The organism is Streptomyces sp. NPDC023157, from assembly GCF_055560575.1.
In genome coordinates this window covers 546,110-567,341 of record NZ_JBVHIL010000005.1, presented here as the reverse complement: position 1 = coordinate 567,341, position 21,232 = coordinate 546,110, and the positions used below count along the sequence as shown (strand labels likewise).

Below are 21,232 nucleotides of genomic sequence, written 5' to 3'. Positions count from 1 at the left end.
ACGGGACAACCCTTAGCAACGACGCACCGCCGACGACAGGGAAGCCCCGGCCTCAGGTCCGGGGCTTCCCTGCGCACGATGGGCCCAGTGCAAATGCAGAAGAAGCGCCAACAATTGGCGGGAGATGCGGCTACGATCTGAATTCAGCATCCGCGAGTAAGGGGAGAGATGTCCATCTCTAGTACGGCACGGAAGGTCCTGTGGGCCAGATCATCCAATGTCTGCGCTTTTCCGGAATGCCAGCAAGAGCTCACGGTCAATCTCCACGACGACGGATCAAGAGCCATGGAAGCGGCCGGAATCCCACTAGGAGAAGAAGCCCATATCGTATCCGGAAGCAAGGATGGGCCGCGGTACGACGCTGACTACCCCTCAGATAAAGTGGACAGCTATGAGAATCTCATTCTCCTCTGCCCGACACACCACAGCCTGATCGACAAGAAGGACGGATCGGGATTCTCCGTCGATACCCTGCGCAACATGAAGTCGAATCACGAGGCAGTGCAGCGCAGCCAGAAGAGTAGCGGCACTAAAAAGCTCGAAGAAATCGAGATCAGGACCCTTGCCATGGTGGATGCCTGGACGGAAAAGGCAGACCTGAGCAAGTGGCAGAGCCTCACCTGGAAGCTGAACTCCCCCGTCCCCCGTCTAAAGGGTGAAGAGATCGAACAGTTGGCTGACCAAGCCGAATGGGTCATGACCCGAAACTGGCCCGAACGCTACCCTAAGGTCTCTCACGCTTTCGAAAATTATGGCGCGGTCCTGCGGGACACTGTGAACCATATGCGTAAATTCATGATCGAGATCGACGGAAGGGAAGGCATTTGGGAATTCCACAGAGAGCACAAGCAGCGCACCCTAACCCAAGAGGAATACAACGCGTCCCTTAAGGACTTCAACCACAAAGTTGACATCCTGAGCGAGCTCTCACTCGAACTAACGAAATCCGCTAATTACATCTGCGACTCGGTCCGTTCGGAAATTGACCCACTATTCAGGTTCGAGGAGGGAGCTTTGGGACATCGCGTCGGCGACGGCGTCTTTACGAACAATTTGTCACGCGAGGAGTACAGTCGATCAGAGCAAGCACGCGGGGAACTCTATCCGGGACTGGAGCAGCTGAAGAATCGCGTCACCAAACAGGGAGGCTCGTCACGCTAAATACGGGCAGCGGAGTATATTTGAAGCGACTAATCGAGGCCCCTAGACTTTCCGAGCATCGGGCAGCCTGGGGGTCTGCCAATAGGATCCGTCCCTTGAGAGCGCGACGCGTCTCGCTACATGGCGGAACCTTCACCTATCAAAACCTGGCGAGCGAGCTTGGCAAACTCGGTACGCGCACGAAATACGCCATCCATTTTGTCGTTAGCAAGGTCGACTTCTCGTTGTGATGGAATTTCGTGCGATAGCATGACGACTAATCGTTGAGTGCCACTAGCGTATTCCCAGAGTGCCGACCTCAATCTTTCCGCCTCCCCGGCCACAGAGTCCGGGCCCAACATGACGATCCGATTCAAATGCTTCTGCGTGGCATCCACCAGGTTGTACGCCTCGTAAATCCCAACACTAGAAGCGACCTCCGTCCTGTTCCCGGTAAACCCTGGGGAAGAAATCTGAATCAGAGCTTCATCGAACTTCATAGAGCTCTTGTAAACTGCATCGTTGGCGATTTCACACGCACTTAGGTACTCAACGTAGGCTTGCTCTCTTTGTGTGCGTAGCCAGTGAGAATGCGCGATATCGCCTTGATCCCTTACTTGCCGTCGCCCGGCGCGGTAGGCAATTACAGCGCCGGCAAGCGTAACGCTTGCCGCGATTCCGGCTGCGAAGATCGTGGCCGACTGTCCATCCATAGCTGGATGGTCCCTCATCTTGCGACTCTTCACATCGAAGATCACAGATTCTGCAGTCCGGCCTGGCCCCACCGCTCACCCAACTCCCATCCCGTCTGCCGTCGACCCACACACCGTGGAGCAGGCGCGGTGCCGGGCGTCCAGGTGGAGCGCGCCACTGTACGAACGACCTGGACGCCCGGTGCCGTGTCTGCTCGGCTCTGCCTGGGTCGACGGCAGACGGGATGGGAGTCCCCCACCGCTACAACCCACCGGTCGGCACCCGCGTACGGGCCCCTCCATCCCGGAGCCTGAGCGCCCCCGCCGGAGGCATCGTCTTCAGCTGCACTCGCGGATCGCCTCGGCCCAATCGTGGGTTCGCCACCCATCAACCCGAGCCGTCAGGCGTGCGGACGGCGCCCGGGCTGGAGCGGGGCGTAGACAGGAGCGCAGGCCCGGGCGACGGGCCGCGCGCACCGCGCCGTGCGCGGTGAGTGCCTTGATGAAGTAGAGAAAGTCTTACCGCGCTGCCCTCAGAGGGCGATCGGCTTGTAGGCCAGGGCCCTGTCCACTGCCTTCTCGGCAGTCAGCTCGGGGTCCAGGTCCCAGAAGATGTAGTCGCTGATGTGCGGGCAGGCCAGGCCCCGTTGGAGGTTGGCCAGGATCTCGTCCGCCTCCTCCTCGGAGTCCTCTGCGTTCATCAGGCGCTCGACAAGGAGGATCGCTTCGTCACGGGGCATCCGCCCTACCGGCTGCGTGGTCACTGCTGCGCGATCAGCTGGCGGCCGTCGTGGCTCCGGACGTGAGGGCCGTTCCCGTCGAGGGCGTCCAGGAGACGGATCGCGTAGACCTCCGCCATGCGCTCCTCGACCTCCTCCGGCGTCAGCAAGTCGACCGCGGTGGACTCGGCCGAGGTTCGCTCGGTGCCGCCTGAGGGCTTGCAGTGGAAGACCAGGGCGACGATGCCTCGCTTCGTGTTCTTGTAGACGCCCGTGAGCTCGTCTACATCCACGTGGATGCCGGTCTCCTCCAGGACCTCGCGGGCTACGCCTGCTTCCGGGGCCTCGGTGAGTTCGAGGACTCCGCCCGGTGGAACCGTCTGATCACTCGGGCGATGCGGTTGCTGTACTTCGCTGCTGTACGACCCGGAAACGCAAGAGGCCCGGACTCTCGTCCGGGCCTCTTACCTGTGTGCACTCGGCAGGATTCGAACCTGCAACCTTCTGATCCGTAGTCAGATGCTCTATCCGTTAAGCTACGAGTGCTTGTTTTGTTTTTTGTCTTCGCTCCCCGGTCTTTCGACCCGCTCGCGGCGACAGGAAGAACATTACATGACTGCCGCCGTCATGTGAAATCCATAGACCACACCCCTTGTGACCTGCGGAAACGTCGGACGGGGAGGGGATGGGGCGGGAGCCGGCGGCAGGGCGGGCGGGGCCGGAATCGGTGGAAAGAGACCGGGGTCACACCCTGGCGTGGGGCGCCGTGGCGTGGGGCCGGGAACGGGCGAAGCCCCGGCCTTGGGGGCCGGGGCTTCGGTGGGCGGAGGCGGAGGGATTTGAACCCTCGATGGGCTTTAAGACCCAAACCGCATTAGCAGTGCGGCGCCATAGACCGGACTAGGCGACGCCTCCTCGCACCCCGCGCGTACGCGAGTGGTGCGTGCAGATGATGACACAGACGAGCACCGCGCCACCAATCGCTTATCACCGTACTAGGACCCGGGGGCCCAGGGCAAAGCCCTCGCGCCCTCGCGCCCCCGGGTCGCGCCCCCCGCCCGGCGCATCCCGGTTGCGCAACGGAGCGGAGGTCCGAGCGTTAGAGGAGGGGGCGCCGCCCCGCGTCCCTCCGGTTCGTCAGTCCCTCGCTCGTTCGTCCGTCCTCTCCTGGAGTTCGTATGCTGCGCCGCCTCGTCCTCGCCGCCCTCGCCCCGCTCGCCGTCACCGCCGCCGCCTCGGGGACCGGGATCGGTCCGTTGCCTCCGTTGTCGCTGCTCTCCGTGCCCGACTCGCTCACGGTCGTCGTCGCGGACGCCGGGAGCCCGGAGGCCGACGGGACGTTCCGGCTGGAGTGCGGCGGGACGCCCGGGGGGACGCATCCCGCCGGGGAGAACGCCTGCAAGAGGCTGGAGGAGTTCGCCGCCGCCGGCGTGAATCCGTTCGCTCCCGTGCCCAAGGACCAGCTGTGCACCCAGCAGTACGGCGGGCCCGCCACCGCGCACATCACCGGCGACTGGCAGGGGCGGTCGATCGACGCGCTTTTCTCCCGCGCGAACGGGTGCGAGATCGGGCGCTGGGACAACCTGCGGCCCGTCCTTCCCCGCGTCCAGGGGTGAGCCCCGGGGAGTGGAGGGGACGCCTCCCTTAGACTCCCTCCGTGACAGGCCGCGACCCGAGAGGCAAGATGGGCCCGGCCGGCAGGCGATAGGCACAGGCAATAGGCAAGTGCAGTGGGTCAGGGAGGAACCGTCGTCGTGAGCAGCAGGCCATCCCGAGGCGCTGCTCGCCTCGCAGCCATACTCGACGCCCTCCCGGACGGCCTCGTGCTCGTCAATTGCAACGGCACGGTCGTCAACGCCAACACGATCGCCCTCGGGATGTTCGAGACGCCCGGCACCGCGCTCGTCGGGCGCGGTCTGCTGGATCTGCTTCCCGAGTTCGACTCGCGTCTCATCCCCGGCTCCATGCGCCTCCCCGAGGCCGCCGACGAGCGGGGCCGCACCAAGCCGACCCGGATGGTCGCCCGCCGCACCGACGGCAGCGAGTTCCCCGTCGAGGTGACGAGCGCCAGTCTGGAGGACGGGCGCGAGGCCTACGACTCGTACAGCGGGTACACCGGCGACGAGCTGCTCATGCTGGTCGTCCGCGACCTCACCGGCACCCTCGACACCGAGGCCGAACTCGCCCGCTCCCAGCGCCAGACCGAGATGATCCTGCGCGCCGCCTCCGAGGGCGTCGTCGGCACCGACACCGACGGGCGCGTCGTCCTCGTCAACCCGGCCGCCGCGCAGATCCTCGGTTTCCGCGCCACCGACCTCGGCGGCAAGGAGCTGCACCCCCTGGTGCTGCACTCCCGCCCGGACGGTGAGCCCTTCCCGTACGCCGAGTCGCCGCTCGCCGACACCCTCAAGTCCGGCCGCAAGCACCGCGTCCGCGGCCAGGTGCTCTGGTCGAAGAGCGGCGACCGCGTGCCGGTCGACCTGACCACCGCGCCGGTGCGGGACGGGGACCAGCTCGTCGGCGCCGTCATGACCTTCACCGACCGCAGGCCGTACGAGCAGCTCGTCGAGCAGCACGCCGGCGAGGCCGCCGACCGCGCCGAACGGCACCTGGCCGAGCTGGAGCAGCAGCGCGAGCGGTACGCCGAGCTCTCCGCCCGGCACGAGCAGCTGACCGCCGTGCTCGCCGAGTCCCTGCGCGGGCCCCTGGAGGAGCTGCGCACCCAGCTCGGCACCCTCGCCGCCGACGACGCCGGGCAGCTGTGGCCCGAGGCGAACCAGGTCCTCCACCATCTGGCCGCCGGCTACACCCGGATGACCACCCTCGTCGACAACGTCCTCGGGTACCAGCGGCTCGACGCCGGCGCCGAGGCCCTCGACAAGGACGCCGCCCTCCTCGACAAGATCGTCACGGCCGGCATCGACCACGCCGTCGAGCTGATCGGGCCCGGCCGCGCCCAGTTCGCCGTCCACGCGCCGCCGATCGAGGCCGAGGTCGACGCCGCACGGCTCGTCACCGCGCTGGCCCACCTCGTCGCCGACGTCGCCGGGGTCGACGCCACCGGCAAGAGCAAGGCCGCCCAGCCGAGCGGCTACGCCGACTCCACGATCGTCGTCGCGGCCGCCCAGCGCGGCGACGTCGTCCGCATCGAGGTCCGCGGCCCGTCCGCGGGCGGCGACCCCGTCCACCAGCCGATCGTGCGCGGGATCGTCGACGCCCACGGCGGCGTCGTCCAGACGCACGAGGTGCCGGGGACGACCGGCAGCGCGTACGTCGTCGAGGTTCCCCTCGGCTCCGGGCGCGGGACCGTCGCCGCACCGCCCGCCGCGCCGGACGCCACCCCGGACGCCGGGGGCAGGCCCGAGTTGGGGCCTGTGCGGGAGTTGGGGTCCGCGCACGAGCTGGGGCCCGTAAGGGAGTTGGGCGCGGCGCGTGAGCTGGGTTCCGCGCGTGAGGTGGGTGCGGCCAAGGCCGAGGCTGGGGCCGGGGGCGGGGACGGCAGGGGAATGCCCGCGTTGCCGCCCGCGCCCGCGCAGGCGGCCTCCGAGGACGTCGTTCCCGTCGTCGCGCCGGAAGGTCCGTCCGGCGTCGCCCCCTCCGCCCCTGTCGCCTCCCAGGACGGCACCAACGGCACCCACGGCGGCGGGCGTCGGCGGGCCCGGCGGGCTTCCACCGACGCGTTCCTGCAGAGCCCGCTGGTCCCCGAGGACGGTGCCGCGCCCGAGCCGACCGGCCGACGCCGTGGCCGTACGGGCGACACGCCTGCCACCGGTGTCCCCGCGGGCGCGCCGGGTGAGCTGATCCCGGCTCAGAACACCGGGTCCGTCGAACCGACCGGGACCGGGCGGCGCCGTGGCCGGCCCGCCGAGGGTGCCGTCGTGACCGCCGCCGAGGGCGCGCAGGGCCGGGCGGCGCTCGGCGACACCGTGCCCCCGCAGGGCGTGCCGGCCGACGCGCCCCAGAGCAACGCGCTCGCCCTCGCCCTGCCCGCCGTCGCGTCCGAGGAGTCGCCCGCCCAGCCCACCGGGCGTCGGCGCCGGGCGCTCGCTGCCGCGCAGGAGCGGGCCGCCGCGGCGGAGGCGGGGCCGCGTACGCCGTTCGCGCTGGGGCCGGCCGACGCCGACCGCGCCGCGGAGGACCACGTGGATCCGGCGCACGCGGAGCGCCACGAGGCCGTACGGGCGCTGCCCGAGGACGCCCACACCGCGCCGCAGCCGCATCCGCTGCCCGGGCGGCGCCGTGGGCCGCAGGAGACCACCAGCGGGACGGGCACGGGGTCCGTGCCGCTGCCGCCGGAGGTTCCGGCGGCACCCTCCGTACCCGGCTCGGACTCGACGCAGGGGCGGGCGTTCAGCGTCCGTACCCTCGGGCAGGGCGTCCCCTTCGCCCACCCGGCGCAGGCCAAGGGCCAGGCCCAGGCCCACGCTCCGGCTCCGGCTCCGGCCCAAGCCCCGGCGCAGCCCACCGCCGCCCAGCCCCACCCCTCCGGCCCTTCCGGCCTCTCCGGCCCCGCCAACCCTTCCAACCCCTCCGGTCGGCGCCGCAAGCTGGGCAACCCCGCCGAGGAGAGCCGTCCGGGCGCCGCCCCGGAGGCGGGCGCCAAGCCGCATCCGCTGCCCGCGGCCCAGCCCGTACCGCCCATGCCGCAGGTACCGGCCATGCCGCCCGTGCCCGCCGCCCCGAAGGCCGCCCCGATCCCCGCGCCCGCCGCCGCCCCCGAGGGGCGCGCGTACGCCATAGGTGCGCCCGCCGAGGGCTCGGCCGAGGGGCCGGAGCCGCTGGACGGGCCCGGCGGCGCGGTCGAGGTGTCGAACCAGCCGCTGCCCCAGCCCGTCGACGACGAACTGCCCCCGGAGCCGCTGGACAACCCGCGCCGGCTGCTGGTCTGGCCCGCGCCGGACGTCTCCACCCAGCAGGCGCTGAGCGACCGCGGCTACCGGCCGGTGATCGTGCACTCCCGCGAGGAGGTCGACGCGCAGATCGCCGCCTTCCCGGCCGCGCTCTTCGTCGACCCGCTGACCGGGCCCATCACCCGGACCGCGCTGCAGTCGCTGCGCCAGGCGGCCGTCGCCGCCGAGGTGCCCGTCCTGCTCGCGGCCGGGCTCGGGCAGGCCACCCGGGAGGCGGCGTACGGTGCCGATCCCGCCGTCCTGCTGAAGGCGCTGGCCCCGCGGGACAGCGAGCAGCACCCGTCCCGCGTGCTGCTCATCGAGGAGCACGAGGACATCGCGCAGGCGCTCGCGGCGACGCTGGAGCGGCGCGGGATGCAGGTGGCGCGGGCGGCGACCGACACGGAGGCGGTCACGCTGGCCGCGCAGATGCGCCCGAACCTGGTGGTGATGGACCTGATGCAGGTGCGCCGCCGCCGGGCCGGGATCATCGACTGGCTGCGCGCGAACGGGCAGTTGAACCGCACCCCGCTCGTCGTCTACACGTCCGCCGGGCTCGACGAGGCCGAACTGCCCACGCTCTCCTCGGGCGAGACGGTGCTGTTCCTCGCCGAGCGCTCGACCAGCGACGAGGTGCAGGCCCGGATCGTCGACCTGCTCGCGAAGATCGGCACCAACTAGCCGCCGACCGGCCCGTACGTACGGGAGATACGTACGTACGGGCCGGTCGGTGCCGGTCGGCGCGGGGGCTACAGCTGGGTGACGTCCAGGTCGCCCTCCGCGTACTGCTTGCGGATCACCTTCTTGTCGAACTTCCCGACGCTCGTCTTCGGGACGGTCGGCACGATGGCCCAGCGCTCCGGGAGCTGCCACTTGGCGATGCCGCCCTCGGTGGCGAGGAAGGCCCGCAGCTCCTCGTAGTCCGCGCTCGCACCCTCCTTGAGCACGACGGTCGCGAGCGGGCGCTCGCCCCACTTCTCGTCCGGTACGGCGACGACGGCGGCCTCGGCGACGGCCGGGTGGCCCATCAGGGCGTTCTCCAGCTCGACGGAGGAGATCCACTCGCCGCCGGACTTGATGACGTCCTTGGCGCGGTCGGTGAGGGTGAGGAAGCCGTCGGGGCTGATGACGCCGACGTCGCCGGTCTTGAGCCAGCCATCCGCGCTGAACTTGTCCTCGGGGCGCAGCTCCCCGCCCGCGGCGCCGCCGTAGTAGGCGCCGGCGATCCAGTTGCCGCGGACCTCCAGCTCACCGGCCGACTCGCCGTCCCAGGGCAGGAACTCGCCGCCGGGGCCGACCAGCCGGGCCTCGACGCCGGCGGGGAAGCGGCCCTGCGTGACGCGGTAGGGCCACTCCTCCTCGGGGGTGAGGCCGGCCGGCGGGTGCGCCATGGTGCCGAGCGGGGAGGTCTCCGTCATGCCCCAGGCGTGGCAGAGGCGGACGCCCAGCTTGTCGTACGCCTCCATGAGGGAGGGCGGACAGGCGGCGCCGCCGATGGTGACCTGGGCCATGGAGGTCAGGTCGCGGGGGCGGGCGGTGACCTCGGCGAGCAGGCCCTGCCAGATGGTGGGGACGGCGGCGGCGTGGGTCGGCTTCTCGGCCTCGATCATGTCGGCGAGCGGGGCCGGCTGGAGGAAACGATCCGGCATCAGCATGTTGATGCCGGTCATGAAGGTGGCGTGCGGCAGACCCCAGGCCAGGACGTGGAACTGCGGCACCACGACGAGGGTGGTGTCCTGGTCGGTCAGGCCCATCGACTCGGCCATGTTCACCTGCATGGAGTGCAGGTAGATCGAGCGGTGGGAGTAGACGACGCCCTTGGGGTCGCCGGTGGTGCCGGAGGTGTAGCACATGGCGGCCGCCGCGCGCTCGTCCAGCTCGGGCCACGCGTACGTGGTGGGGCGGCCGGCGATCAGCTCCTCGTACTCGTGCACCCGGGGGGCCGCGCCGTCGAGGAGGGAGCGGTCGCCGGGGCCGGTCACGACGACGTGCTCGACGGTCGGCAGGTGCGGCAGGAGCGGGGCGAGGAGCGGGAGGAGCGAGCCGTTGACGAGGACCACGCGGTCGGCGGCGTGGTTGACGATCCAGGCCAGCTGCTCGGCCGGGAGGCGCAGGTTGAGCGTGTGGATGATCGCGCCCATGGCGGGGATCGCGAAGTACGCCTCGACGTGCTCGGCGTTGTTCCACATGAGGGTGGCGACCCGCTCGTCGTCGGTGACGCCGAGTTCGTCACGCAGGGCGTGGGCCAGCTGGGCGGCCCGGGCACCGGTCTCGGCGAAGGTACGGCGCTGTGGCTCGCCCTCCCCCGTCCACGTGGTGATGGTGGACTTCCCGTGGATGCGCATCCCGTGGTTCAGGATGCGGGTCACGGTCAGCGGTACGTCCTGCATGGTGCTGAGCACGGGCGTCCTCCCGAGGGCGCTACGCGGCAGTAAGGATGTGCCGATTCTGCGCGCGTACCAGGCGGTATGTCACTACCCAGGAGTACGAATTTGCCAGTGATCACTGGCATAACCGAGGGTAACGCCCGAACGGGGGCCCGGGCGGGGGTAGTCCGGGACCGGGTGACGCCCGGGCGGGGCTGGTCGGGGCCGGCCGGAGCGGCCGGGGCCGGGCCTCAGCGGACGGGCGACAGCTCCGGGTCCTCGCGGAGCTTGCCGAGCGCCCGCGAGACCGCGCTCTTGACCGTGCCGACGGAGACACCGAGCACCTCGGCGGTCTGCGCCTCGCTCAGGTCCTCGTAATACCTGAGGACGACCATCGCGCGCTGACGGTCGGGCAGCTTCATCACCGCACGCCACATCGCGTCGTGCAGCACCTGCCGCTCGGCCGGGTCCGGCTCCGGCACCCCGGCCGGCTCCGGCAGCTCGTCGCAGGCGAACTCGTCGACCTTGCGCTTGCGCCACTGGGACGTACGGGTGTTCAGGAGCGCGCGGCGGACGTAGCCGTCCAGGGCGCGGTGGTCCTCGATGCGCTCCCAGGCGACGAAGGTCTTGGCCAGCGCCGTCTGCAGCAGGTCCTCCGCGTCCGACGGGTTCGCCGTCAGCGAGCGCGCCGTGCGGAGGAGGACGGGGCCGCGAGCCCGTACGTACGAGGTGAACGACGGGTACGTCGCGGCGGACGGGCGGCTCGCGGCGGACGCGTACGTCGAGGCGGACGCGTACGGAGCGGCGGTCGGGCGCGTCGCGAGCGACGGGTACGTCGCGTACTGCGAGGCGCCGGCACAGACGGGGCCAGAAGGCGGCGGAGTCATGGCTCCACGCTATGAGCGCGCGACCGCCCCGGGGATCGGCCCCAGGTCCCGAACCGCACTCCCCCTCAGGTTGTAGGGGTAGGGCCTGCCGGACCTCCTTCAGGTGGAGCCCCCGGAGGCCCGGGTCAGGGTCGGACACGGGCGACCGGGGCGTCGACGAGGCTGCGGTCGATGAGCAGCCGCCGGCCGCCGTACGCCTCCGAGACGTTCCCCGCGTACTGGTGGATCCGGCCGTGCGGCCACCACCCGGGCCCGGCGAGCACCGCCTCCGCGGCCAGCGTCGGCACCCCACGCCAGCGCGCGAACCACACCACCGACGGCAGGTCCTCCGTCCCCGCCCGCCGCTCCCGCTCCAGGTGCCGGACGCCCGTGTCGGCGCTGCTGTAGAAGCCCGGCAGATAGCCGAGCCGCCGGACCTCCCGGCTCCACCCCCGTACGAAACGCAGCGTCGTCGCGGCGCAGCGGGTGTCGCCGAGCCGGTACGCCTCCATGTCGAGGTACAGCGGGCTCGCCGCGTCGAACCCGAGGGCGCGGGCCGCCCGCACCGCCTCCCCGGCCTCGCGGGTGCCCTGGGCCCAGGGGGTGCGGCCGATCGCGTACCGCCGCTTCGCCTCGGACAGCACGCACGGGGCCTGCGAGCCGACGAACAGCGGCAGCAGCCGCCAGCCCAGGCCGTGGACCGAGGCGACCCACCCGGGAGTGAGCTGCCGCTGCGCACGGCAGCCCCGCCCGCGGCCCCCGAAGTACACCCCGACGGCCCGGTAGGGGGACGCCCGCCAGGCCCGCATCACGGAGAGGGGCGGGGCGTCGCAGGTGTCGAAGGCGCGGCCGGTGTAGTAGCGGGGGACGGCGGGGGCGGCCGCCCGGACACCGGGCCCCCGCTCGTCGGTCCCCCGCTCGCCGGTCCGCCGCTCGCCGGTCCCCCGTCCCACAGCCGCGAGGAGCGCGACGGCCGCCAGGAGCGCGACGGCGACCGCTGCCGGGCGGGGCCGCCGGGGGACCCGGGCACGCGGGGAGACCCGGGCCCGACGGCGGACTCGGGGGCGGGGCGCGGGTGCGGTCGCGGGCGCGGGTGGAGGTAGCGCGAGCGTCTCGGGTGCGTCCACGGCGTCCGTGGCGTCCTCGGCATTCCTGGCGTCCATGGCGCGAGTGAAGAGCGCCGCGCCCCGCGCGGCCACCGCTGGGGCCCTGTCCTCAGCCGTCCGTGCCCAGGATCAACCCGGACGTGGGAACCCCGGTGCCCGCCGTGACCAGGGTCCTGGCCGCCCCCGGCACCTGGTTCACGGACGTGCCGCGCATCTGCCGTACCGCCTCCGCGATGCCGTTCATGCCGTGCAGGTACGCCTCCCCGAGCTGGCCCCCGTGGGTGTTCAGCGGCAGCGCGTCCGCCGCCACGAAGTCGGCCGCCTCCCCGGGCCCGCAGAAGCCGAACTCCTCCAGCTGCATCAGCACGAAGGGGGTGAAGTGGTCGTAGAGGATGCCCACGTCGATGGCGTCGGGCGCGAGCCCCGAGGTGCGCCACAGCTGCCGGGCCACCACACCCATCTCCGGAAGCCCGGTCAGGTCGTCCCGGTAGAAGCTGGTCATCGCCTCCTGGTTGCGCCCGGCGCCCTGCGCGGCGGCCACGATCACGGCGGGCGGGCGCCGCAGGTCGCGGGCGCGCTCGACGGAGGTGACGACGAGGGCCTGGCCGCCGTCGGTCTCCTGGCAGCAGTCGAGGAGCCGCAGCGGCTCGGCGATCCAGCGGGAGGCGGCGTGCTCTTCGAGGGTGATCGGCTTGCCGTGGAAGTACGCGGCGGGGTTGCGGGCCGCGTGCCGGCGGTCGGTGACGGCGACGTGGCCGAAGGCCTCCGGCGTCAGCCCGTACGCGTGGAGGTAGCGCTGGGCGATCATCGCCACCCAGGAGGCGGGCGTGAGCAGCCCGAAGGGCAGCTGCCAGCCGAGCGCCGCGCCCTCCGCGGACGGCTCGCGCCGCTGCACCCCGGAGCCGAAACGGCGCCCGGAACGCTCGTTGAACGCCCGGTAGCAGACGACGACCTCGGCGACGCCGGTGGCGACGGCGAGGGCGGCCTGCTGGACGGTGGCGCAGGCGGCGCCGCCGCCGTAGTGCACGCGGGAGAAGAAGGACAGCTCGCCGATGCCGGCCGCCTGGGCGACGGTGATCTCGGGGCTGGTGTCCATGGTGAAGGTGACCATGCCGTCGACGTCGGCGGGGGTGAGCCCGGCGTCGTCGAGTGCCGCGTGCACGGCCTCGACGGCGAGGGTGAGCTCGCTGCGCCCCGAGTCCTTCGAGAACTCGGTGGCCCCGATCCCGGCGATGGCGGCCCGGCCGCCGAGGGAGTCCCGGCCGCGGACGCTCATCGGTCCCGCTCCTCTCCGGGCAGCCGCACCGTCACCGTCCCGGTGACGTGGTGGCCGAGGCCGTTGGCGCCGACGACCCGCACCAGGGCGGTGTCGCCGTCGACCTCCGTGACCGTGCCGGTGAGCGTCATCGTGTCTCCCGGGTAGTTGGGCGCGCCGAGCCGGATGGCGACCTTGCGGAGCACGGCCCCGGGGCCGAACCGGTCGGTGATGTACCGGCCCACCAGGCCGTTGGTGGTGAGGATGTTCATGAAGATGTCCGGGGAGCCCTTGGCCCGGGCGAGTTCGGCGTCGTGGTGCACGTCCTGGTAGTCGCGGGAGGCCACGGCCCCGGCGACGATCAGGGTGCGGGTGATCGGGACGACGAGCGGGGCGAGCTCGTCCCCCGCCTGCACGGCGGTCATGCGGCCGCTCCCTTCGCGAGCAGATCGCCCAGTTCGGCGAGGAGTTCGGTGCCGCAGCCCAGGTACGCGTCGAGCTGCCGCCCCCAGAGGAAGTGCCGGTGCACGGGGTGTTCGAGGTCGGCGCCGAGCCCGCCGTGCAGGTGCTGGCCGGCGTGCACGACCCGCTTGCCCGCCTCGGAGGCCCACCAGGCCGCCGTCAGCGCGTGCTCGCCCACGGGCAAGCCCTGGTCGTGGCGCCAGGCGGCCTCGTAGGCGGTGACGCGGATGGACTCGGTGTCCATGTGCGCGTCGGCGGCCCGCAGCTGCACCGCCTGATGGGAGGAGAGCGGACGCCCGAACTGCTCACGCTCCGAGGTGTACGCGACGGCCCGCGCCAACGACCCGGCGCAGACCCCGGCCTGGAGCCCGGCGAACGCGATCCTGGCGGCGGCGAGGACGTCGGCGTAGGGGGTGCCGTACGGGGGGACGGCGGCGCTCTCGCTCTCGTACGGGCGGATGGCAGCGCTCTCGTCTGCCCCGGGGTCCGCTCCCGCTTCCTCCCCCGCGCCCTCCCCGAGCCGCTCCCCGCGGACCCCGTCGAGGGTGAGGCGGCCGGCGGACCAGGGTGCGGTGAGGTCGACGGGCTCGACCGGGCGGCCGGCGTCCGCCGTGCGCACCAGCCACAGCGTCCGGTCGTCGGCCGGGACGAGGACGTGGGTGGCGTCCCGCAGCCAGGGCACCCGGTCCAGGGTGCCGGTGAGCCGGCCCTCGGCGTCGGACCGTACCGCGCCCGCTCCCGCGAGCGCCGGGAACGCCCCGGTCACCACCGTCGTGCCGTCGCGGAGGCCGGGCAGCAGCCGGGCGCGCTGGTCCTCGGTGCCGTGCCGGGCGACGGCGAGCAGCCCGTACACGCAGCTCACCGTGAAGGGGACCTGCGCGGTCGTGCGGCCCTGTTCCTCGGCGAGGAGGACGAGGCCGAGGAGTCCGGTCTCCTCGACGGCCTCGGGCAGTCCGGCGGCGCACAGGGCCTTCCACAGTTCGGCGTCGGTGCCGGTGCCGGTGGCCGTGAGGCGTTCGTGCGTGGAGAGGTCGCCGAAGATCCGCGCGGCCAGCTCCCGCGCGGCCTGCTGCTCCTCCGTGGGCGTGAAGTCCATGTCAGTCCTCGCCTCCCGCGCGGAAGACGGGGAGTTCGAGCTCCTCGTCCACCTTCAGGAACTCCAGCCGGACCGGCATCCCGATCCGCACCTTGTCGTAGGGGACCCCGACGATGTTGCTGATCATCCGTACGCCCTCGGCCAGTTCGACGAGCCCGACCGCGTACGGGGGGTCGAAGGCCGGGAAGGCCGGGTGGTGCATCACGACGTACGAGTAGACGGTGCCCTCGCCGCTCGCCTCGACGGTGTCCCACTGGCGGGAGCCGCAGGCGTTGCAGCCGGGCAGCCAGGGGAAGCGGAGGGTCGCGCAGTCGGCGCAGCGCTGGACGAGCAGCCGGTGCTCGGCCACGCCGTCCCAGAAGCCGGCGTTGTCGCGGTTGACGACGGGACGGGGGCGGCGGGGCCGGTCGGCGGCCTGGGGCGCCTGGGGCGCGGTCTTCTCCCGCTGCTCGGGGCGGGCGGCGGGCGTGTACTTGAGGATGCGGAACCGGTGGGTGCCGGCGAGCTCGCCGCCGGCCCGTATGTCCATCCGGGTCGTGACGAAGTGACCGGTGCCCAGCTTGGTGCTCTTGCGCGGCGAGACGGACTCGATGACGGCGTCGAAGGTGATCGCGTCGCCGGGCCGCAGCGGCCGCAGGTACTCCTGCTCACAGTCGGTGGCGACGACCGAGGTGTAGCCGGCGGCGTCGAGGAGGGCGGAGAGTTCGTCGTACGCGCCGGAGCGGTCGGTGTGGCCGGAGAGGCCGCCCATGGTCCACGCCTGGAGCATGGTGGGCGGGGCGACGGCGTCGGGGCCCCGGTAGGCGGGGCTGGTGTCGCCCATCGCCTCGCACCAGTGCCGGATCATGGGCTCGTTGACGGGGTCCTTGCCGGTGCCGCCGACGGCGGCCGGCCGCCCTTCGTACGCCTTCAGCCGCTCGTGGAACGGGTCGTGGTGCTCGTCATGGGGCGGGTCGTGGGGCTCGTCATGGGTCGGGTCATGCGGTTCCTTGCTCATCGCCGCCCCCTCCCCTTCATGCCGAGCCGCATCGTCGCGACGATCTCGCGCTGCACCTCGCTCACGCCTCCCCCGAAGGTGTTGATCTGGGCGGCCCGGTTCATCCGCTCCAGCTCGCCGCCGTCGAACGCGCCCGGCGATCCCGCCCGGACCAGTCCGGCGCCACCCGCGATCTCCTGGCACATCCGGTAGACCTCGACCGCCGACTCGGTGCCCGCGAACTTCACCCCGCTCGCGTCGCCCGGGGCCAGCCGGCCCGCCCCGACCTCCCCGACGAGGCGCCAGTTGAGCAGGCGGGTGGCCGCCAGCCGGGCGTGCGCCTCGGCGGCGCGGATACGGACCCACGGCTCGTCGATCCGGCGGGCTCCCGTGACCGGATCGGGGGTGTGGGCGTGCTGGAGGGCGGCGGCGAAGAAGTCCTCGGCCTGCATGCCGATCGCGGCGAGCGCGACCCGTTCGTGGTTGAGCTGGTTGGTGATGAGCCCCCAGCCGCCGTGCTCGGGCCCGACGAGGTTGGCGGCCGGGACGCGGATCGCGTCGTAGTAGGTGGCCGTGGTGGTGAGGCCGCCGACGGTCTCGATCGGGGTCCAGGAGAAGCCGGGTGCGTCGGTGGGGACGAGGACGATCGAGATGCCCCGGTGGCGGGGGGTGCCGGGGTCGGCGTCGGTGCGGCAGGCGAGCCAGATCCAGTCGGCGTTCTGGGCGTTCGAGGTGAAGACCTTCTGCCCGTCGATCAGCCAGGAGTCGCCGTCGCGTACGGCCCTGGTGCGCAGCGAGGCCAGGTCGGTGCCGGCCTCGGGCTCGCTGTAGCCGATGGCGAAGACGATCTCGCCGCTGAGGATGCGGGGGAGGAAGTACGTCTTCTGCTCGTCGGTGCCGTACTTCATGAGGGTCGGGCCGACGGTGTTGAGGGTGACCATGGAGACGGGGGCGCCGGCCCGGTAGGCCTCGTCGAAGAAGACGAACTGCTCGTCGGGGCCGCGGCCCTGGCCGCCGTACTCCTCGGGCCAGCCGAGCCCCAGCATGCCGTCGCCGCCGATGCGGCGCAGCAGCCGGCGCTGCGCGGCGGAGTCGGCGGGGGGCGGGGGCCCGTCGGGCATCACGTCGCGGAAGTACGCGCGGAGTTCGGCGCGCAGCCGCAGTTGCCGTTCGGTCGGGGCGAGGTGCACGGCGACGCCTCTCGTCGGGACAGGACTTCCACCTAAGGTTTCTGACTGTCAGTCAGATCTGCTCGCCCTGTCAAGGTCACGGCGCCCGCCGCGTCCCCCTCGTCCCGCGACGGAAAGCGGCCCGCACGCCGGCGCCGAAGCGCCGCCGCACGGGCCGCTGTTCACCCCTCGAACCATCCCCCCGTCGGGCCGGTCACCACCACGGATAGAAGTTGACGACCGAGTTCACGTTGGCCTGGTCGATGTGCGTCAAGGCGGAGCCGTTCACGCTCGCGGTGTTGTTCTGGTTGGAGGCACCGGAACCCGTCGCCACCTGCTGGGTCGTGGTCGAGTTGCCGTGGTTGTTGCCACCCACACCACTGCCGATGATCGTGGCGACGCTGGTGTTCGATCCGTTGTCCGCGAATCCTCCGTTGTCGGCCTGCGCCACCCCGGTGAAGAGGGCGGCGGCGAGAGGCAGGGCGGCGACAACGGCGATGACGCGGGCGGTACGGATGCTTGCCATGTCTGTTCCTCCGGGAACTGAAAGCTCTGGATGCTGCGAACTGCTGCTGATCCCAAGGCGGTTGGCCGACCGCCCCGGTCGTTTCCTGCTCGACGTCGCAAGATCAGAGTTGCCCACCGAATCCCCGGCGAACCATCCCCTAGCGCCTGATTCCCCCTCAAGCGTGAGGACAAGTCGATAAACCCCCTCGACCACGGCAAAGCCCCAGGTCACCCACACGGAGGCCCGGAAGCCCGCCGGACCCCGCCCCTCCCAAGGGCTGAACCGTTTCAGCAGCTTTTCGGCCAATCTGCCCTTCTGCCCGAAAACACCCAGGCAGGAGTCGAGAACGGCCCGAGAACGGCCCGGGAAGGGTCGGGAAACGCCGAACGGCCCCCGACCGGTCGCTACCGGTCGGGGGCCGTTCCAGGCACCGCGGTGGGTGTGGGATTTGAACCCACGGAGACATCGCTGCCTCGACGGTTTTCAAGACCGTTCCCTTAGGCCGCTCGGGCAACCCACCCTCGCTCCGTCCGCCAGGGGCGGAGCGAGTACAGACTACCGGGACCGTAAAGGATCAGCTGTCGCCCGTGCGTTCGCCGAGGGTGACGGTGGCCGTGGCGGTCTTGCCGCCGCGCTCGTAGGTGATCTTGACCGTGTCGCCGGGCTTGTGGGTCCAGATCTCGCTGATCAGGGCCGGGCCGCTGTCGATCGGGTGGTCGCCGAAGGCGGTGATCACGTCGCCGGCCTTCAGGCCCGCCTTGGCCGCCGGGCCGTTCGGGGTGACCGACGGGGTGCCGCCGGAACCCTGCGGGGCGATGGTGGCGCCCTCGCCCTTGTCCTGCATGTTCACCGTCGCGCCGATCACCGGGTAGACCGGCTTGCCGGTCTTGATCAGCTGCTCGGCGACGTTCTTGGCCTGGTTGACCGGGATGGCGAAGCCGAGGCCGATCGAGCCCGCCTGGGACTGCCCGTAGCCGCTGCCGGCCGACTGGATCGCGGAGTTGATGCCGATCACGGCGCCGCTCGCGTCGAGCAGCGGGCCGCCCGAGTTGCCCGGGTTGATCGACGCGTCGGTCTGCAGGGCACTCATGTACGAGTTCTTGCCGCTGGCGCCGTCGCCCGAGGCGACCGGACGGTTCTTGGCGCTGATGATGCCGGTGGTCACCGTGTTCGACAGGCCGAAGGGCGCGCCGATCGCGATGGTCGAGTCGCCGACCGCCACCCGGTCCGAGTCGCCCAGGGCCAGCGGCGTCAGGTTCGACGGCGCGTTCTTCAGCTTGATCACGGCCACGTCGTAGCCCTCGGCACGGCCGACGACCTCCGCGTCGTACGTCTTGCCGTTGGAGAACGTGACCGACAGCGTGCCGCCGTCCGCCGCGGAGGCCACCACGTGGTTGTTCGTGACGATGTGGCCTTCCTTGTCGTAGACGAAGCCGGTGCCCGTGCCGCCCTCGCCGTCCGTGCCGCCGGACTTCGCCTGGATCGTGACGACGCTCGGCAGCGCCTTCGCCGCCACCGCGGCGACCGTGCCGGGGTCGCGCTTGAAGGAGGCGGGGGAGTCGCCCGAGGAGACCGTGGTCGACGCGGTCGGGTCGTCGTCGCGCTGCGACGCCGCCCAGTAGCCGATGCCGCCGCCGACGCCGCCCGCGACCAGCGCCGCGACCAGGACGGCCGCGACCAGGCCGCCCGCGCGCCTGCGCGGGGCCTCGGGGACCGGCTGCGCCGGCGCGCCCCACGACGGGGTCACCGGCGGGGCGGGGGGCCAGCCGCCGGCCGCCGCGTCCGGGGCCGGAGCGGGGGCGGGAGCGTGGGCGTAGGCCGGGGTGTACGCCGGGGCGGGCTCAGGAGCGGGGGGCGCGGCGGGGGCCTGGGCCTGGACCTGGGGGAGGGTCTCGGTCGGGGCCTGCGGCTCGTGCTCGGAACCGGTCGGGGCCTGGGGCTCGGACTCGGAACCGGCCGGGGCCTGGGGCTGGGACTCGGCCTGGGGCTCGGTCCGCGGCGGCTCGGGCGTTCCCGCGGGGGCGGCAGGCGTCGGAGGGGCCACGGGCGGGGCGGGAGGCGTGGGAGGGACGGACGGGGCACTCCGGTCCGCCGGAACCGCCGTGCCCTCGTTCTCGGTGCTCACAGCTCTCTCCTCGTTCACTGCACGGATGCGGGTGGGTGGATGCCTGTCCATGGTGCTGTGCTCAGCTTTTCCCACCGGACGTCAGGCCACTGTAAGCCGGAGCTGTGTGTTCGCACCCCTCTTCTTTATATGGGTGCAAATACGACACAGCCTTACCATGTCGCCGTGACCCACGCACCGCAGCAACCGAACCGTCTCCCCGTCCAGGTGGTCGCCCACCGCGGGGCCTCCGAGGACGCCCCGGAACACACTCTGGCCGCCTATGTGAAGGCCATCGAGGACGGCGCCGACGCCCTGGAGTGCGACGTGCGGCTGACCGCCGACGGGCACCTCGTCTGTGTCCACGACCGGCGCGTCGACCGCACCTCCAACGGCCGCGGCGCCGTCTCCGCCCTGGAGCTCGCCGATCTGGCCGCCCTCGACTTCGGCACCTGGAAGGGACGCGAGGAGGCCGGCGAGAGCCCCGACTGGGGCGACCCCGGCGCCACCTCCGTCCTCACCCTCGAGCGCCTCCTGGAGCTGGTCTCCGACGCCGGGCGCCGGATCGAGCTCGCCATCGAGACCAAGCACCCCACCCGCTGGGCCGGGCAGGTCGAGGACAAGCTGCTCCAGCTCCTCGGCCGCTTCGGCCTCGCCGCGCCCGCCGCGCCCGAGGACTCCCAGGTACGCGTCATGAGCTTCTCGGCCCGCTCCCTGCACCGCGTCGCGGCCGCCGCGCCGACCCTGCCCACCGTCTCCCTCGCCCAGTTCGTCACCCCGCGCCTGCGCGACGGGCGGCTGCCCGCGGGCGCGCGGATCGCCGGGCCCTCGATCCGGATCGTCCGGCACCACCCCGCCGTGATCCTGCGGCTCCAGAAGGCCGGCCACCAGGTGCACGTCTGGACCGTCGACGATCCCGAGGACGTCGAGCTGTGCGAGCGGCTCGGCGTGGACGCGATCATCACCAACCGGCCGAAGCACGTGCTGTCCCAGTTGGGCCGCCTTTAGCCCCTCGCGTCCCCCCTGTCACAGGGGTATGGGGTGTGCCCCGGCGCGTTCGGGACGTACGCGATCGTCACGAGTGCGTCACCGGACCCGTACTGGCCGGTTTCCGGTCCAGGCCATTGGGGCATTCACACCGTGGCGTGGGGCAAAGGAGGTCTCGGGGGTGGCGTTGGTGGTGGCACAGGAGGTGCCCACGTCGTCGAGCATGGCCGTACCCCATGGCCCTGCGGGCGTGGGTAAGGCGCGACACCGGATGCGGGAGCAGTTGCACCGCAGCGGGATGTCCGAAACGGTCGTCGACGACGCGGTGCTGATCCTTTCCGAACTGCTGAGCAACGCGTGTCGGCACGGCAGGCCGCTCGGTCACGCGGACGTGGGCGACGGTGACGTCCGGGCGGCCTGGAGCATCGACAGATCCGGCGGGCTGACGGTCGAGGTGACGGACGGCGGTGGCCCGACCCGCCCCGTCCCCGCCACCCCCTCGGTCACCGCGCGTGGCGGCCGCGGGCTGAACATCATCAGCGCGCTGGCACAGGACTGGGGCGTACGGGACAGCGCGACCGGCGAGGTCACGGTCTGGGTGGTCGTCACCGAGGGCCACCGCCGCGAGGACTTCGCGGCACGGGTCGGCGGCGGCTCCGGGCTGGACTTCCTGGACGCGTACGACGAACTGGAATGAGACCGGGGCGGCGGCCGGCGGGCACAGTGGCGGAACCAACCGCCGGTGGGGCCGTCGGCTGGACCGCCTGTGGGACTGCCGGCTGGACCGCCGGTGGGGCGGCGATGGGACCGCCTAGGGGGCGGCCGGTAGGACCGCCGATGGGACCGCTGGCTGGACCGCCGGCACCGCCTCCCACTCTTCGGGAGCCGTCGTCCGGA

Annotated in this window: 17 protein-coding genes, 3 tRNA genes and 1 pseudogene; 5 read left to right on the top strand and 16 right to left on the bottom strand. The window is 71.9% G+C overall.

Features of this window, described 5'->3' with window-relative positions; all coding sequences use genetic code 11:
* The first annotated feature begins 168 nt into the window (after positions 1-168).
* Positions 169-1,161, top strand: coding sequence for an HNH endonuclease signature motif containing protein (locus ACZ3ZE_RS21245; RefSeq protein ID WP_467260125.1), 993 nt, complete (start codon positions 169-171; stop codon positions 1,159-1,161).
* A 116-nt stretch (positions 1,162-1,277) separates the two neighbouring features.
* Here the strand turns inward: ACZ3ZE_RS21245 and ACZ3ZE_RS21240 are convergent, their stop codons facing one another.
* The 5 genes and pseudogenes from ACZ3ZE_RS21240 to ACZ3ZE_RS21220 form a co-directional block, all read right to left on the bottom strand.
* Positions 1,278-1,853, bottom strand: coding sequence for a hypothetical protein (locus ACZ3ZE_RS21240; protein ID WP_467260122.1), 576 nt, complete (start codon positions 1,851-1,853; stop codon positions 1,278-1,280).
* Between the two features lie 512 nt (positions 1,854-2,365).
* On the bottom strand, positions 2,366-2,533 hold the full coding sequence (locus ACZ3ZE_RS21235) for an e9imm peptide (protein ID WP_442305688.1): 168 nt from the start codon (positions 2,531-2,533) through the stop codon (positions 2,366-2,368).
* A gap of 59 nt (positions 2,534-2,592) precedes the next feature.
* Positions 2,593-2,946, bottom strand: a pseudogene (locus ACZ3ZE_RS21230) (NUDIX hydrolase); the annotation flags it as partial.
* Between the two features lie 78 nt (positions 2,947-3,024).
* Positions 3,025-3,097 (bottom strand) — tRNA-Arg (locus ACZ3ZE_RS21225).
* A 278-nt stretch (positions 3,098-3,375) separates the two neighbouring features.
* Positions 3,376-3,466 (bottom strand) — tRNA-Ser (locus ACZ3ZE_RS21220).
* Between the two features lie 263 nt (positions 3,467-3,729).
* On the opposite strand from ACZ3ZE_RS21220, the gene ACZ3ZE_RS21215 reads away from it, so the two are divergent.
* Both ACZ3ZE_RS21215 and ACZ3ZE_RS21210 read left to right on the top strand, forming a co-directional pair.
* Positions 3,730-4,167 carry an SSI family serine proteinase inhibitor gene (locus tag ACZ3ZE_RS21215; RefSeq protein WP_442305689.1) on the top strand — a complete coding sequence of 146 codons (438 nt, stop codon included), beginning with the start codon at positions 3,730-3,732 and terminating at the stop codon, positions 4,165-4,167.
* Positions 4,168-4,305: 138 nt separating this feature from the next.
* Positions 4,306-8,121, top strand: coding sequence for a PAS domain-containing protein (locus ACZ3ZE_RS21210; RefSeq protein WP_467260120.1), 3,816 nt, complete (start codon positions 4,306-4,308; stop codon positions 8,119-8,121).
* A 68-nt stretch (positions 8,122-8,189) separates the two neighbouring features.
* Here the strand turns inward: ACZ3ZE_RS21210 and ACZ3ZE_RS21205 are convergent, their stop codons facing one another.
* The 11 genes from ACZ3ZE_RS21205 to ACZ3ZE_RS21155 form a co-directional block, all read right to left on the bottom strand.
* Positions 8,190-9,842, bottom strand: coding sequence for a long-chain fatty acid--CoA ligase (locus ACZ3ZE_RS21205; RefSeq protein WP_361620942.1), 1,653 nt, complete (start codon positions 9,840-9,842; stop codon positions 8,190-8,192).
* 215 nt (positions 9,843-10,057) lie between these two features.
* Positions 10,058-10,693: a SigE family RNA polymerase sigma factor gene (locus ACZ3ZE_RS21200; RefSeq protein WP_361168099.1), complete on the bottom strand. Its 636-nt coding sequence runs from the start codon at positions 10,691-10,693 to the stop codon at positions 10,058-10,060.
* A 125-nt stretch (positions 10,694-10,818) separates the two neighbouring features.
* Complete coding sequence (locus tag ACZ3ZE_RS21195; protein ID WP_467260117.1) at positions 10,819-11,835, bottom strand: DUF1906 domain-containing protein; 1,017 nt, start codon at positions 11,833-11,835, stop codon at positions 10,819-10,821.
* A gap of 52 nt (positions 11,836-11,887) precedes the next feature.
* The gene (locus ACZ3ZE_RS21190; RefSeq protein WP_361168105.1) at positions 11,888-13,054 is read right to left on the bottom strand and encodes a lipid-transfer protein; all 1,167 of its coding nucleotides are present in this window, start codon (positions 13,052-13,054) and stop codon (positions 11,888-11,890) included.
* The gene (locus ACZ3ZE_RS21185; RefSeq protein WP_361168108.1) at positions 13,051-13,458 is read right to left on the bottom strand and encodes a MaoC family dehydratase; all 408 of its coding nucleotides are present in this window, start codon (positions 13,456-13,458) and stop codon (positions 13,051-13,053) included. Before ACZ3ZE_RS21185 ends, ACZ3ZE_RS21190 begins: the two co-directional genes overlap by 4 nt.
* A complete protein-coding gene (locus ACZ3ZE_RS21180; RefSeq protein WP_363290556.1) occupies positions 13,455-14,591 on the bottom strand; it encodes an acyl-CoA dehydrogenase family protein in 1,137 nt (378 codons plus the stop codon). The genes ACZ3ZE_RS21185 and ACZ3ZE_RS21180 overlap by 4 nt, the downstream gene beginning before the upstream one ends.
* A gap of 1 nt (position 14,592) precedes the next feature.
* Positions 14,593-15,588: a bifunctional MaoC family dehydratase N-terminal/OB-fold nucleic acid binding domain-containing protein gene (locus ACZ3ZE_RS21175; protein ID WP_467260114.1), complete on the bottom strand. Its 996-nt coding sequence runs from the start codon at positions 15,586-15,588 to the stop codon at positions 14,593-14,595.
* Positions 15,585-16,757: an acyl-CoA dehydrogenase family protein gene (locus ACZ3ZE_RS21170; RefSeq protein WP_467260111.1), complete on the bottom strand. Its 1,173-nt coding sequence runs from the start codon at positions 16,755-16,757 to the stop codon at positions 15,585-15,587. The genes ACZ3ZE_RS21175 and ACZ3ZE_RS21170 overlap by 4 nt, the downstream gene beginning before the upstream one ends.
* Before the next feature lie 193 nt (positions 16,758-16,950).
* Entirely contained in the window at positions 16,951-17,262 is a 312-nt protein-coding gene (locus ACZ3ZE_RS21165) for a hypothetical protein (RefSeq protein WP_361168120.1), read from the bottom strand.
* Between the two features lie 415 nt (positions 17,263-17,677).
* A tRNA-Ser gene (locus tag ACZ3ZE_RS21160) sits at positions 17,678-17,764 on the bottom strand.
* Positions 17,765-17,818: 54 nt separating this feature from the next.
* Positions 17,819-19,369, bottom strand: a complete 1,551-nt coding sequence (locus ACZ3ZE_RS21155; RefSeq protein WP_467260108.1) for a S1C family serine protease — start codon at positions 19,367-19,369, stop codon at positions 17,819-17,821.
* Positions 19,370-19,534: 165 nt separating this feature from the next.
* Between ACZ3ZE_RS21155 and ACZ3ZE_RS21150 the strand changes: the two genes are divergently transcribed.
* Complete coding sequence (locus ACZ3ZE_RS21150) at positions 19,535-20,356, top strand: glycerophosphodiester phosphodiesterase (protein WP_361168126.1); 822 nt, start codon at positions 19,535-19,537, stop codon at positions 20,354-20,356.
* Positions 20,357-20,429: 73 nt separating this feature from the next.
* Positions 20,430-21,032, top strand: a complete 603-nt coding sequence (locus tag ACZ3ZE_RS21145; protein WP_361168129.1) for an ATP-binding protein — start codon at positions 20,430-20,432, stop codon at positions 21,030-21,032.
* Positions 21,033-21,232 lie beyond the last annotated feature (200 nt).

Excerpts from the sequence above, each read along its gene's own strand:
- ACZ3ZE_RS21190 (WP_361168105.1), bottom strand. The coding sequence starts at position 13,054 with ATGAGCGTCCGCGGCCGGGACTCCCTCGGCGGCCGGGCCGCCATCGCC.
- ACZ3ZE_RS21180 (WP_363290556.1), bottom strand. The coding sequence starts at position 14,591 with ATGGACTTCACGCCCACGGAGGAGCAGCAGGCCGCGCGGGAGCTGGCC.
- ACZ3ZE_RS21195 (WP_467260117.1), bottom strand. The coding sequence starts at position 11,835 with ATGGACGCCAGGAATGCCGAGGACGCCACGGACGCCGTGGACGCACCC.
- ACZ3ZE_RS21235 (WP_442305688.1), bottom strand. The coding sequence starts at position 2,533 with ATGAACGCAGAGGACTCCGAGGAGGAGGCGGACGAGATCCTGGCCAAC.
- ACZ3ZE_RS21200 (WP_361168099.1), bottom strand. The coding sequence starts at position 10,693 with ATGACTCCGCCGCCTTCTGGCCCCGTCTGTGCCGGCGCCTCGCAGTAC.
- ACZ3ZE_RS21245 (WP_467260125.1), top strand. The coding sequence starts at position 169 with ATGTCCATCTCTAGTACGGCACGGAAGGTCCTGTGGGCCAGATCATCC.
- ACZ3ZE_RS21215 (WP_442305689.1), top strand. The coding sequence starts at position 3,730 with ATGCTGCGCCGCCTCGTCCTCGCCGCCCTCGCCCCGCTCGCCGTCACC.
- ACZ3ZE_RS21175 (WP_467260114.1), bottom strand. The coding sequence starts at position 15,588 with ATGAGCAAGGAACCGCATGACCCGACCCATGACGAGCCCCACGACCCG.
- ACZ3ZE_RS21185 (WP_361168108.1), bottom strand. The coding sequence starts at position 13,458 with ATGACCGCCGTGCAGGCGGGGGACGAGCTCGCCCCGCTCGTCGTCCCG.
- ACZ3ZE_RS21165 (WP_361168120.1), bottom strand. The coding sequence starts at position 17,262 with ATGGCAAGCATCCGTACCGCCCGCGTCATCGCCGTTGTCGCCGCCCTG.
- ACZ3ZE_RS21240 (WP_467260122.1), bottom strand. The coding sequence starts at position 1,853 with ATGGATGGACAGTCGGCCACGATCTTCGCAGCCGGAATCGCGGCAAGC.